The 12,538-nt window shown below is 44.9% G+C and carries 12 protein-coding genes; 10 read left to right on the top strand and 2 right to left on the bottom strand.

Annotated elements, in window-relative coordinates:
- Nucleotides 1-46 precede the first annotated feature (46 nt).
- The 8 genes from PPM_RS13125 to PPM_RS30090 all read left to right on the top strand — a co-directional run bounded on the left by PPM_RS13125 (nucleotide 47) and on the right by PPM_RS30090 (nucleotide 9,186).
- Entirely contained in the window at nucleotides 47-1,066 is a 1,020-nt protein-coding gene (locus PPM_RS13125) for an aldose 1-epimerase (protein WP_013371374.1), read from the top strand.
- Between the two features lie 153 nt (nucleotides 1,067-1,219).
- Nucleotides 1,220-1,930, top strand: a complete 711-nt coding sequence (locus PPM_RS13120) for a FadR/GntR family transcriptional regulator (protein WP_013371373.1) — start codon at nucleotides 1,220-1,222, stop codon at nucleotides 1,928-1,930.
- A 99-nt stretch (nucleotides 1,931-2,029) separates the two neighbouring features.
- Nucleotides 2,030-3,574 carry a 2-isopropylmalate synthase gene (locus PPM_RS13115; protein ID WP_013371372.1) on the top strand — a complete coding sequence of 515 codons (1,545 nt, stop codon included), beginning with the start codon at nucleotides 2,030-2,032 and terminating at the stop codon, nucleotides 3,572-3,574.
- Nucleotides 3,575-3,741: 167 nt separating this feature from the next.
- Entirely contained in the window at nucleotides 3,742-5,130 is a 1,389-nt protein-coding gene (fumC, locus tag PPM_RS13110; RefSeq protein WP_013371371.1) for a class II fumarate hydratase, read from the top strand.
- Nucleotides 5,131-5,331: 201 nt separating this feature from the next.
- Nucleotides 5,332-6,798, top strand: coding sequence for a potassium/proton antiporter (locus PPM_RS13105; RefSeq protein ID WP_013371370.1), 1,467 nt, complete (start codon nucleotides 5,332-5,334; stop codon nucleotides 6,796-6,798).
- 221 nt (nucleotides 6,799-7,019) lie between these two features.
- Nucleotides 7,020-8,141 (top strand): phosphodiester glycosidase family protein, encoded by a 1,122-nt coding sequence (locus PPM_RS13100; protein ID WP_013371369.1) that lies wholly within the window; start codon nucleotides 7,020-7,022, stop codon nucleotides 8,139-8,141.
- 41 nt (nucleotides 8,142-8,182) lie between these two features.
- Nucleotides 8,183-8,677: a copper amine oxidase N-terminal domain-containing protein gene (locus PPM_RS30095; RefSeq protein WP_013371368.1), complete on the top strand. Its 495-nt coding sequence runs from the start codon at nucleotides 8,183-8,185 to the stop codon at nucleotides 8,675-8,677.
- A gap of 95 nt (nucleotides 8,678-8,772) precedes the next feature.
- Nucleotides 8,773-9,186 carry a hypothetical protein gene (locus PPM_RS30090; protein ID WP_013371367.1) on the top strand — a complete coding sequence of 138 codons (414 nt, stop codon included), beginning with the start codon at nucleotides 8,773-8,775 and terminating at the stop codon, nucleotides 9,184-9,186.
- Between the two features lie 111 nt (nucleotides 9,187-9,297).
- On the opposite strand, the gene PPM_RS13085 is transcribed toward PPM_RS30090, so the two are convergent.
- Entirely contained in the window at nucleotides 9,298-9,837 is a 540-nt protein-coding gene (locus PPM_RS13085) for a helix-turn-helix domain-containing protein (RefSeq protein WP_013371366.1), read from the bottom strand.
- Between the two features lie 268 nt (nucleotides 9,838-10,105).
- Between PPM_RS13085 and PPM_RS13080 the strand changes: the two genes are divergently transcribed.
- Together PPM_RS13080 and PPM_RS13075 are read left to right on the top strand one after the other, a co-directional pair.
- Nucleotides 10,106-10,519 carry a DoxX family protein gene (locus PPM_RS13080; protein ID WP_013371365.1) on the top strand — a complete coding sequence of 138 codons (414 nt, stop codon included), beginning with the start codon at nucleotides 10,106-10,108 and terminating at the stop codon, nucleotides 10,517-10,519.
- Nucleotides 10,520-10,568: 49 nt separating this feature from the next.
- Nucleotides 10,569-11,435 carry a VOC family protein gene (locus PPM_RS13075; protein ID WP_013371364.1) on the top strand — a complete coding sequence of 289 codons (867 nt, stop codon included), beginning with the start codon at nucleotides 10,569-10,571 and terminating at the stop codon, nucleotides 11,433-11,435.
- A gap of 69 nt (nucleotides 11,436-11,504) precedes the next feature.
- Here the strand turns inward: PPM_RS13075 and glsA are convergent, their stop codons facing one another.
- Entirely contained in the window at nucleotides 11,505-12,443 is a 939-nt protein-coding gene (gene glsA, locus PPM_RS13070) for a glutaminase A (protein WP_013371363.1), read from the bottom strand.
- Nucleotides 12,444-12,538: the final 95 nt, after the last annotated feature.

Below are 12,538 nucleotides of genomic sequence, written 5' to 3'. Positions count from 1 at the left end.
TAAACGCTTTCATTAAACATCGTCATTTCATCAAGGAGGATTTTTGATGACACAACAGCATACTGCAATTGGTGATCTTTATTATGGAATACCGGCGATTCGTCTTAAATTTGGACGATATGAAGCGGTTGCCCTGCCAGGAAACGGCGCAAATCTGATTACTTTTCGTGACAATGAGACGGGATATTCTTTTCTACGTGAGCCGGATGCTGAGAGCATAGAGGCTTTTAAGCAAAGCCCATCCGTTTACGGAATTCCTTTTTTGTTCCCTCCGAATCGGTATGAGGATGGAAAATTCCTGTGGAATGGTGTTACATATGAGCTGCCAATTAATGAAGAGGCTACCCATAACCATTTGCACGGCTTTTTACACACCGTTCGGTGGGAGGTTGAGGACTACGGTTCCGGGGAGCAAGGTAGTTATGTAGTAATGAATCAGCATGTAAGGGAAGGGCATCCTATGTTCCGTTATTTACCCTTCACCTTTACAATGAAGCTGACGTACAGCCTGGACGAATTTGGCCTGCATCAGCGTTATGTGATTCATAACGAGGGGGATCAGCCGATTCCCAACTTGTTTGCCTTTCACACAGCCATTCGGGTACCGTTTGTACCTGATAGCTCGCCTGAGGATTACAAGATTAAGGTTACGATCGGTGAGCGGCGTGAGCTGACAGATCGATTGTTGGCCACTGGGCAGTTCCAACCGTTATCCCCGGAAGAGGAATTGATGAAGACAACAGGAGTTAGCCCTTATTTTGCCTCTATGGATAATCATTATACGGCGGCTCCGCAAAATGGACGTAACTACATGGAACTCACACACAGTAAGACAGGTGCTACCCTTGTATACGATGTAGGCACTGCTTATAAGCATTGGATGATCTGGAACAACAAAGCGAACAAGGAATTTATCTGTCCTGAACCGCAAATGAACATGATCAATGCGCCGAATCGACCAGACTTGCCTGCGGAAGACATCGGGTTAATTGCACTGGCTCCGGGGCATATTTTTGAAACAACCAGCCGTCTGTATTGTGTTACTCCGAATAAAACGAAATCTTAATATGTTCTCTATCCTCATAAGCTTGCATCGTGATGAACGGTGCAAGCTTTTTCGGTTGGTAAGGTCTTATATAAAAGATAATGGGGAAGGAAGGTGAAATAGGTTGCAGAAAAGCAATGTGTCATAGTATGATACGAAACAGGAGATGATCAGATGAATTATGAAATGGTGCCTTTTCAAGCCGTCAAACGCAAGCAAATTGCCGATGAAGTGGCTGAGCAGCTACAACGAAAAATTGCTGCTGGTGAATGGAATGTGGGCACTAGGATTCCAACGGAACCCGAGCTTATGAAGCTATTTGGAGTCGGGCGATCTACAGTTCGTGAGGCGGTTAGCGTACTGGTGCATGCCGGTCTATTAGAGAAAAAGCAAGGACACGGAACCTTTGTCTGCCAACCAACGACTTCTCAAGAACCATTGGATTACCGACTAAGTCGCGCTGAAATTATTGAAGTTTATGAAGTGCGGAGCGTGCTGGAACTGGAGATTGCCAGATTAGCTGCGTTACGTCGTAATGACCAAGATTTACGCTTGATGCGGGAGGCGCTGGACCGTCGAGCTGCGACATTGGCCGCTGGAGATATGAATGGGTACTTGGATGCGGATATCACTTTTCACTTGGCTGTTGCAGCAGCTACAGGCAATAAGGTGCTTACGGACGTCTACCGCAGCTTTGTAGAGGCTATTCGCAAGGCGCTGAGCAATCTGATTACCGATCCAGCAATGCAAAATCATTTTACACTTCAACATGAAAAAATTTATGAAGCGATCTTGGAGCAGGATGGCAAAGCTGCAGAACTGTATAGTATTCAGCATTTGGACGGCACCAAGCTGGAGCTGCAAAAGCATATGGGAAGTTCTTAATTTTTTTAATCTTAAACATCAGATGATCAGATGAATAAAATGATGTTTAAACCTTCTACTTTGAGCATCTCCTAAAATCAAACCAAAGGTGGTATCTGTATGCGAAAAATATGGGTGTTGGACACAACGTTAAGAGATGGAGAACAATCACCAGGAGTTAGCTTAACCAGCACAGAAAAGGTGGAAATAGCTCTTCAGCTTCAAAAATTAGGCGTAGATCGGATTGAGACTGGCTTTCCGGCAACCTCACCTGGTGAGATCGTCAGCATGCAGAAAATTGCCAAACAGGTCACCCAAGCAACACTGGTTGGTTTTGCACGCTCGAAAGAGCAGGATATAGATGCGGTCAGAGAAGCTCTACGGGGCGCGGAGGACGCTTGTCTTCACTTGTTCCTAGCTACCTCACCTATTCATCGCCAGCATAAGCTGCGAATGGATAAAGCGAAGGTATTAGAGACCGCTGCCGCTGCCATTCGTTATGGACGCAAGTATTTTAGCAAGATAGAATTTTCGGCAGAGGATGCCAGTCGTACCGAGTTGGACTTTATTTGTGAAGTTGTAGATATGGCAATTCGCGCTGGGGCGACCGTCGTCAATTTGCCGGATACGGTGGGATATGCCTCGCCAGATCAATTTGGAGAAATGTTTAGAATCGTAAAACAACAAGTACCAGGTATCGAAAAAATACAGCTTAGCACACACTGTCATGATGATCTTGGCATGGCAACAGCCAATACGCTGGCAGCTATCCGTAACGGTGTAGATCAATTTGAAGGTACCATTAATGGCATCGGTGAGCGAGCCGGAAATACACCTATCGAGGAGGTCGCACTGGCCCTTGATACGAGAACCGATCTCTATGGTGCACAAACGAGTCTGATTTTGAAGGAGCTGTATGCCACCAGTCGACTGGTAAGCAAACGTACGGGGATGTCGGTACCAGGAAACAAGGCTATTGTGGGGGCCAATGCATTTGCACATGAGTCCGGTATCCACCAGGACGGAATGCTGAAGGAGCGTACAACGTATGAGATCGTGTCCCCTGAGCGCATTGGTCTGAAGACGAGTAAACTTGTATTAGGCAAGCATTCGGGACGTCATGCGTTTAAGGAAAAGCTGGCGGACATGGGCTTTGATGTTTTGACAGAGGAACAGCTTCAGGATGCGTTCCGCAAATTCAAAGCCTTGGCGGATAAGAAAAAACAGGTGCTGGATGAAGATTTACTCGTCTTGATGGATGAAAGCCGCAATGCCTCGCCTCAAATTTACACGCTAAGTTCCATTCAGGTTTCCTATGGTAATCAGTCGGTCCCAGTCGCCTCCATACGGCTGAATAAGCAAGATGGTACATCGATTGATGAAGTAGCGATGGGTAATGGTTCTGTAGATGCGATTTTCAATGCGATAGACAAGGCCAGTGGGGAAGTGGTGGAATTGGAGGATTACTCCATCCAGTCTGTAACGTACGGCAAAGATGCGTTGGGGGAAGTCCACGCTATTTTGAGGCAAGGTGAATACACAGCACTGGGAAGAGGTACAAGTACAGATATTTTGGAAGCTAGCGCTAAAGCTTATATTGACGCGTTAAACAAGCTACTGGGCAGAAAAGAAGTTCATGCCAAAAGCAACATCACGATTAGCTGAGGCTGGTAATCAAGCTCATAGCTGAATTTTTCTTCTGTCTCTCCTCTGACCCTATTGTAAAAAAAGCGCTTGCAAAATATATGATAACATCTGAAATTTAATGTATAATAGGCAAAGAAGATCACCATATTTTGTCTGAATTACATAGGCCAAGAGGAGGAAATGAGTTGAAATACCGCATTGAAAAGGATACGTTGGGCGAAATCAAAGTACCGGCAGACCGTTTGTGGGGAGCGCAAACACAGCGCAGTAAGGAAAATTTCCCGATTGGTTCGGAGAAAATGCCATTAGAGGTCATTCAGGCGTTCGCGGTGCTCAAAAAGAGTGCGGCGATCAGCAATTATAAGTTGGGTAAGCTATCTCAGGAAAAGCAGGACGCCATTATTTATGCAGCGGACGAAATTTTAGCTGGACGAGTCGATGACCATTTCCCGTTGGTTGTATGGCAGACAGGGAGCGGAACGCAGTCCAATATGAATGTCAATGAAGTGATTGCTCATCTGGGAAGCCAATGGCTTCAAGAACAGGGAAAAGATGCGAAGCTGCATCCGAATGACGATGTGAATATGTCACAAAGCTCAAATGATACGTTTCCTACAGCCCTTCATGTAGCAGGTGTTATTGCCGTCGAGGACCGTTTGTTGCCTGCCATTGATAAGCTGAAAGAGACTTTTCAACAGAAGTCAGAACAATTCAAGGATATCATCAAAATTGGCCGAACCCATTTACAGGATGCGACACCACTAACACTGGGTCAGGAAATCAGCGGCTGGTATGCCATGCTGGATAAAAGCAAACGAATGATCGTCGATACGGTTCAATATATGAAGGAGCTGGCGATTGGCGGAACAGCAGTGGGTACAGGAATTAATGCTCATCCAGAGTTTGGTTCCCGAACCTCTGCGGAAATATCCGGCTTCACTGGTAAAACGTTCACTTCTGCACCTAATAAATTTCATGCACTGACCAGTCACGATGAAGTGGTGGCTGTACATGGAGCAATCAAAGCGTTAGCTGCAGATTTGATGAAAATCGCCAATGATGTTCGCTGGTTGGCTAGTGGTCCACGGAGCGGCTTGGGCGAAATCACGATTCCTGCTAACGAGCCAGGTAGCTCCATTATGCCTGGTAAGGTAAATCCGACCCAGAGTGAAGCACTAACGATGGTCGTTACGCAAGTCATGGGTAATGATGCAGCCATCGGCTTTGCAGCAAGTCAAGGAAATTTCGAACTGAATGTGTTTAAGCCAGTAATCATATACAATTTTTTGCAATCAGTTCATCTGCTGGCTGATTCCATCATTGCTTTTAATGACAACTGTGCCGTCGGCATCGAGCCTGATCTCGCTAAGATTGAGCACAATTTGAATAATTCACTGATGTTGGTGACAGCATTGAATCCACATATCGGCTATGAAAATGCCGCTAAAATCGCCAAACTTGCACATGCGGAAGGACTGTCTCTAAAGGAAGCGGCACTCCGTAGCGGACTGCTGACTGAAGAGCAGTTTGACCAATATGTTGTACCAGCGCATATGATTCATCCTAAAGCCTAAAGCACAACATTTGTCGCAGCTTAACACCTATAAAAATTACAGACCAGCTTATGGAGTGCCGATTTAGCACAGACCATGAGCTGGATTTTTTAATTTTCTCCTATAATTTTTTTTACTTAAGATTAGTATTCTATGTGATTTGAGGGTATATAGTTAGAAGGCGAAAAAATGAACATTTATTTTCAAGATAGGAGAAGCCGTATGGAACAGACAACCGTGATTAATTTGATTGTGCTTTTGCTGTCCGGCTTGCTGCTGGTCGGTGTGCTGACTACCAAATTTTCCAGCCGTTTCGGTATGCCTGCGCTTGTTTTGTTTATTGCCGTAGGCATGGTGCTCAGTCAGTTTATTTATTTTGATAATGCCTTTATCACACAGCTGGTGGGCATTCTTGCGCTCATTGTAATCTTGTTTGAAGGCGGGATGCAGACAAAGTTTGCAGATGTTAAGCCAGTAATTCGACCTGCGTTGTCATTATCAACGTTAGGAGTCATCATTACGACTGTAGTCATTGGCGTCTGCGCCAAGTTTATTTTAGGCGTGAGCTGGATGGAATCCATGCTGTTTGGCGCTATTGTTGGTTCGACGGATGCGGCAGCAGTGTTTTCCGTTTTAGGAGGTAAAAACATCAAAAAGCGAATTACCTCGACGCTTGAAGCGGAATCCGGCAGCAATGACCCGATGGCTGTATTTCTCACAGTAACATTGATTGAGCTGATACATCACCCTGAACAATCCATTTGGATACATATCTTGTTGTTTTTATGGGAAATGGGTTTTGGTTTAGCCGTTGGTTTTGTACTCGGACGCTTAGGTGTATATGCGATTAATAAAATGAATTTTGATTCATCCGGTTTGTATCCTGTGATGGCATTGGCATTTGCGGTATTGACGTATGCGGCGGCATCGTTACTGGAGGCGAGCGGATTGCTGGCGGTTTATGTCATGGCCATTGTATTGGGAAATTCCGACTTAACCTACAAGCGATCCATTATTCATTTTAACAATGGCTTCGCCTGGATGGTGCAGATTATGATGTTTGTCCTGCTCGGCTTGTTGGTCTTTCCCGATCAATTGCTGGGTATCGCGTGGCAAAGCTTGGCGCTTTCCTTCATCCTCATGCTCGTGGCTCGTCCAATAGGCGTGTTCCTAAGCTTGCTTTTTTCCAGGTACTCTGTACGCGAGAAGACACTGTTATCCTGGGCAGGATTGCGGGGGGCGGTACCCATTGTACTAGCAACTTATCCATTACTGGATGAAATGGATGTAGGACCTTTATTTTTTAATGTTGTATTTTTCGTCGTGCTCACTTCTGCGATTATCCAAGGTACTACAATCTCGTGGCTAGCGGTGAAGCTTGGCTTGATGGACCCTAACGAGACATCGTCTCCTTCACTGCTGGAATTAGTTTCTCTGGGAAAAACCACTTCGGAAATCAACCACATTCAGGTACAAAAGGGGATGTCGATAGCGGGCAAGGCGATTCAGGATATACAGCTGCCTGAAGATATCTTATTTACAGCCATTATTCGGGACGAGCAAATTATTGCCCCGAGAGGCACGACCGTGATTGAACCGGGCGATACTTTGTATGTGCTTAGTCCCAAACTCAAGCGACAGCAGATGAAAGAGCTGTTCATGCTGCTCGAACCGGAGGCTGCTCCGTAAATCGGATATCCCCCCTATAGTTACAACCCTTCACATTTATGTGAAGGGCTTTTTGCTGTATTCTTTTTCAGAGTGGATGAATCTGTTAAAAAATTGACACTATCATTCTACAAAATTAGTTTATGATATTGTCGTTAGATGTCGCAGCCTATCGTTACTGATCATTTGATGGGCAATAGTGATGAAATACGATAGAAGTCACCAAACAGGAGAGATGATGAATGAAACCGGAAGTCTTGCCACAGCGTGCAGCAGCTCGCAGGCAGAAAAATAAGAAAAAGAAACGGAAAGGAAAATTTGGTCGCTTTATGCTGCGACTTTTTATTGTATTCCTGTTAGCGGGAATTGGAGGTGGTGCATGGTTGTTTTTAACCCCTTCTGGCAAGGACATGCGCTATTTGGCTGCAGACACGCTGATTACGACTCAGCATCGTCACTGGGCGAAATATTTTATCGGCGAAGCAGAGGCGAAGCAACGAGTGGCTGAATATTCGGCCCGGTTCGAAGAGATGGGTGAAGAGAAGGATAGACATACAATCAACTTGCCTGATCTGATACCTACTAAAGTACAACAAACGCCATTGGTTGAAGTGGAAGAGGTGTCAGGTCGTAACTATCATGGCTATGTTATGACGGTGCATGACCCCACTAAAATTAGGCTCGGGGTTCCTGCTAAAGTCGGCCGGGGAGAACATGTATCTAGCATGGTCGAGCGTTTGGGGGCTGTTGCTGGGGTGAATGGCGGTGGATTCGCTGATCCCAACTGGAACGGGAATGGCTTTAAACCGATTGGTGTTGTCATTTCTCAGGGTCAGATATACTACAACGATATGGGTAAAAATGCCTCTGTTCAAATCGTAGGTATTGATAAACAGGGAAAAATGATAGCCGGCCACTATTCGTTGTCCGAGTTGTCCAAAATGAATGTGCAAGAAGCGGTTACCTTTCAGCCACGCCTAATCGTGAATGGAAAAGGTCTGATTCGCAATGCAAGCGAGGGATGGGGAATTGCTCCCCGAACTGCAATGGGGCAGAGAGCAGACGGGGCAATTATTTTTGTAACCGTCGACGGTCGCCAGCCTGGGTACAGCATCGGTGCCAACTTGTATGATATGCAAAATATTTTACTTAAACATGGAGCGGTTATCGGTGCTAATCTGGATGGAGGTTCGTCAACCGTGCTCGTCAAGGACAACACCATTGTCAACAAGCCTTCCTCTGAATACGGTGAACGGTATTTGCCGACTGCGTTTCTCGTATTTGAGCATCCAGAGACCGTCAGTATCCCGAACATATGGGCAGGGATGAGACCTGGAGACATTGATGCAGCCAAAAAGAGATAGAGCGGGAATGAACAAGTCTATTCAGTGAACGGAGACTAATAATGAAGCTAGATCGAACAGGATTTCAGCGATTGTTTGTCGCCTTGCTGATGCTACCATTACTCTTGACAACAATACACCAAGGAGACGCTGAAGCGGCTAAACAGGAAAGCACAGCACCTCAAGCAACACAGCTAACCGATATTGTTATAGCCGGTCAGCCCTTAAACAACAAAATCAAACCGCTATTGATCGACGGTAAGCTGATGGTACCTCTCAAACCATACGCTGAAGCTGTGGGTGCAAGCTACCATTGGGACGCTAAACAAAAGCAGATTACGCTGCAAAAGTGGGCAGAACCCTTAATTCTTAAAGAGCAATTACGTAAGAACCAGCAGCAGCTGACCTTTAAGGTTGTAGGTAAAGATGTATATGTACCTCTTAGAGATGTGTCGCTTGAATTAGGTTATACGTTGGAGAAGACAAACACACAGATTCAGATCGAGCCACCGATTCACGGTAAACTAAAAGAACAATTGTATGAGGGGATCTCGTAGCAGCACGCGAAGCGTTAATCCACTTAGAAACACGTTCTGTTCATCCTTATATAGAAGTTCACCGTCCCAACACTGAGCTTTTGTCTAGTGTCTACATGTTTCCTCAAGGTGAAGCATTACGGTATTTTACAGTGGACGGGGATGTGCTGAGTCTGGTTGAAGTGAAGGACGATTTTCCGATGGTCACCTATCAAGGGTATGTGGGAGCTCCCTTTGATAAAACATTTACGATGGAATACGATCCGCTGGACCTTTTCTTGGAAAACAAGGCCAAAAATCAGTGGGGAACCTATCCGAAATTTAATAAACCGCTGATCTATGAGTATACTACAGGATGGGGAGACAGCAGCACTACTTTTTATGGGCGTGTTACTATAGATAAAAAAGAAGAACTGCTGGGAATGACTGGTGATCCGGTAACCGTACTCTCAGCCAATGCCAAAAAGATCATGAAAACCTTCAAGCTTCCGTGGGAATCGCGTACAGATACTCAGCAAGCGATGGAATAAGTTAAACAGCTACTACAAAAAAGCGTGTATCGTTGAAGTTAATTTAACTTCCAGGTACACGCTTTTTGCAATGATATGGGGAATTGATATTGTGATGTGCTCAAATCTTGATTAGGCATCATTTTCTGCTTCGAGGAATACGGAGATCAGAATACGAGCGTTGTTTTCTCCTACATTTTTGGCATAGTGGGGGATGGCCGCTCTCCAGCTAAAGGAATCTCCTGCTTCCAGCGTAGCTGAATCCTCGCCCTGCTCCACGTATACTGTGCCCTCCAAAATAAAATGAATCTCATCTCCTGCATGAGCATGCTCTTCTTCTGTAGATGAGCCTGGCGGCATTTCAACGAGCATCATTTTGACGTTACCCTGCCCTCCCAAATGATCAACCTGGAGCTTGTTTTTACCATACAACGTTTTACGGCGCTCGTCCTTGCGAATCACTTGCATTCGTTCCTCTTCTTTAAGAAGCAGAAAAGCGAGAGGTACATTAAGCGCATTAGCGATGCTGTCCAATGTAGCGATGGAAGGGGAGGTTTTATTATTTTCTACTTGACTCATAAACCCTTGAGATAGTCCGGTTCGTTCGCATATTTGCTGGATGGATAAATTTTTACGTTTACGAGCGGCACGAATGTTGCATCCTATACCCATTGAGCGTTCCTCCTTCTGGGAAATATAATGTATACTAATTTATTATTTATCATACCAAATAATTTGTTGACAGACTATAGTTTCTTATGCTAAATTCACATTACAAAATAATTATTACTATTACTAATAATTGAGTTTGATTCACACATATATGTTGCCGTATAGATTCGAACGTTATTATTTTTTTAACTAAATTATTAGTAATATAAATTAATTATTCATATACGCTTGTATGAGTGTAATAAAACAAACAGAATGGAGAGATAACATGAGTTCGGCAAGCAGAAACGTTTCTACAATTATGCGGGTGGCGCTCGGAATTTTGTTTTTGGTACACGGAATTGCTAAATTCCAAATGGGGTTGGGTAATGTAGCAGGCTGGTTTTCCAGCATTGGCGTCCCAGGATTTTTAGGTTATGTCGTTGCGGTGATTGAGTTGGTCGGCGGGATTGCATTAATTCTTGGATTGCTTACTCGCTATGTATCCGGACTTTTAGTTATTGTATTGATCGGTGCCATTTTCACGGCCAAATTGTCCGGTGGGTTGATGGGGAATGGTCAAGGAGCTGGCTATGAGCTGGATATTGCTTTTATTCTGGTAGCTCTTCATCTCGTATTTGCACCGACAACTCGTTTCTCTCTGGATTCTTTGTTCAGTCGTCGTGGGTCAACAGAACAATAATTTCGTTTCATCCTTAGTCCTCCAATCCATGTAGAAAGAGGGAAATCTGATGACAGCACATATTCATGACAACACTAAAATCGGGCAGGTTTCATTAAAAGTTAGTAACTTGGAGCGTTCTATTCAATTTTACACTGAGGTCGTTGGTTTACAGCTTCTGCGTCAAACGGCGGATACGGCTGAATTGACTGTCGACGGAAAGCATGCGCTACTGATCCTTAATTATATTGAAAATGCAGTTATTCTGCCGCGCCAGTCCGTAGCCGGATTATATCACTTTGCTATTCTTCTACCGAACCGTGTAGCTCTTGGCCTGTCTTTGCGTAATCTGCTAGCTCATGAGATTGAAATCGGACAGGGAGATCATGATGTAAGTGAAGCACTATACATCCATGATCCCGATAATAACGGGATTGAAATCTATGCGGATCGTCCTCGTGATCAATGGAAAAGAGATGCACATGGATTTTACATGATGGGAACAGGTCCCGTGGATGCAGAAGACCTGATTGCCATTTCTGAAAATTTACCTTGGCAGGGGCTGCCACAGGGAACAGTAATTGGGCACGTTCACTTCCATGTATCTAATCTGCGCACAGCACAGCAATTTTATTGCGATGTGCTTGGCTTTGACATTACGTGCCGATACGGATCTTCAGCCCTGTTCGTTTCCGCGGGTGGCTACCACCACCATATGGGCTTGAATATATGGGCAGGTGAAGGAGCACCACCAGCTCCCGAGCAGGCTGCTGGATTGGATTATTTTGAACTGATTGTTCCAGACCAACAAGAATTGGATGCCATTACTGCTCGTTTGACTGCGGCAGGTTATGGATTACAAAAACGTGATGGGGCCCTGTATGTGGCTGACCCGTTCCGCATTCAAATTAAATTGGTTCAAGGTCAAACCATTTAACATAGCAGGAACGTAACAAAAAAGGGTATTCCTACAAGCCGTACTGGCTGGGAATACCCTTTTTTTATACTAAAACAAGCTCCAATCCAAATCCCGTGACATTGTCTCCAGCAAGTGTACCCCCGCTGTACTGTTGCCCATACGATTCAATGAAGGACCCACTAGCCCGATGCCGTATCGTCCGGGTACCATCGTCATTATACTACCAGATACGCCGCTTTTGGCAGGGAGCCCGACTTGAATGGCGAATTCACCAGAGGCGTCATACATACCGCATGTTGTCATAAATGTTTTGGCGATCTGTACATAGCGACGGGGAATCAGAGGTATACCTGTGACCGGATCACGGCCGTTGTAGGCTAGTATGAGTCCCATACGTGCTAAATCTGTACAGTTCAATTTGACAGCACAATGTCTGAAATAGACGTCAAGCACATCCTCCACATGACCTCTTAAAATCCCCTTTTCCATTAGAAAATAAGCAAGGGAACGGTTTAAATGGCCTGTGGCTGATTCTGAATCGTAGACATCCTGATCATATTCCAATGTGTCATTATGAGTAAGCAGACGGAAAAATTGAAGGACACGGGCAAATCTCTCTTCTGGACTGTTTCCGCGAATCAGAGAGGAGACAGCAATTGCTCCAGCGTTAATCAGTGGATTAAACGGTATCCCCGGCTCAACCAGTTCTAGCTTTAGCATGGAATTAAAACGGTCCCCGGTAGGCTCCATCCCCACCTTAGAGAAGACAACGTCCTCTCCATTATCCATCAAGGCCAGAATGAGCGTAAATACCTTTGAGATGCTCTGCATCGTAAATTGTATTTCCGTATCTCCGGCTACCACGGTCTCACCCGCACCGTTCATTACCACAATACCCAGCGCGTCGGCCGGGGCTTTGGACAGTTCGGGAATATATGCTGCTACCTTGCCATGAATATACTCATGACGGCTTTGTTCTACCCATTCCGGCAGTTTGGTCTGTAATCTCTGCCACTCCGATGTCATTTCTTTTCCTCCAGTCGAGTAACCAATCTGTGGTATTTTATTGTAGAGCAAGAAGTAGCTATATACTTATTTTAAAGAAATTTTCAGTCGAAAAA

This window comes from Paenibacillus polymyxa M1 (assembly GCF_000237325.1).
In the GTDB taxonomy this organism is placed as follows: Bacteria; Bacillota; Bacilli; order Paenibacillales; family Paenibacillaceae; genus Paenibacillus; species Paenibacillus polymyxa_C.
Note: the sequence above shows the minus strand (reverse complement) of the source record. Positions and strands in the feature narration are given on the sequence as shown.

Bases quoted from the DNA above. Each gene is read 5' to 3' on its own strand.
- PPM_RS13125 (WP_013371374.1), top strand. From the start codon at position 47: ATGACACAACAGCATACTGCAATTGGTGATCTTTATTATGGAATACCG.
- PPM_RS13120 (WP_013371373.1), top strand. From the start codon at position 1,220: ATGAATTATGAAATGGTGCCTTTTCAAGCCGTCAAACGCAAGCAAATT.
- PPM_RS13115 (WP_013371372.1), top strand. From the start codon at position 2,030: ATGCGAAAAATATGGGTGTTGGACACAACGTTAAGAGATGGAGAACAA.
- PPM_RS13105 (WP_013371370.1), top strand. From the start codon at position 5,332: ATGGAACAGACAACCGTGATTAATTTGATTGTGCTTTTGCTGTCCGGC.
- PPM_RS13100 (WP_013371369.1), top strand. From the start codon at position 7,020: ATGAAACCGGAAGTCTTGCCACAGCGTGCAGCAGCTCGCAGGCAGAAA.
- PPM_RS30095 (WP_013371368.1), top strand. From the start codon at position 8,183: ATGAAGCTAGATCGAACAGGATTTCAGCGATTGTTTGTCGCCTTGCTG.
- PPM_RS30090 (WP_013371367.1), top strand. From the start codon at position 8,773: ATGTTTCCTCAAGGTGAAGCATTACGGTATTTTACAGTGGACGGGGAT.
- PPM_RS13085 (WP_013371366.1), bottom strand. From the start codon at position 9,837: ATGGGTATAGGATGCAACATTCGTGCCGCTCGTAAACGTAAAAATTTA.
- PPM_RS13080 (WP_013371365.1), top strand. From the start codon at position 10,106: ATGAGTTCGGCAAGCAGAAACGTTTCTACAATTATGCGGGTGGCGCTC.
- PPM_RS13075 (WP_013371364.1), top strand. From the start codon at position 10,569: ATGACAGCACATATTCATGACAACACTAAAATCGGGCAGGTTTCATTA.
- glsA (WP_013371363.1), bottom strand. From the start codon at position 12,443: ATGACATCGGAGTGGCAGAGATTACAGACCAAACTGCCGGAATGGGTA.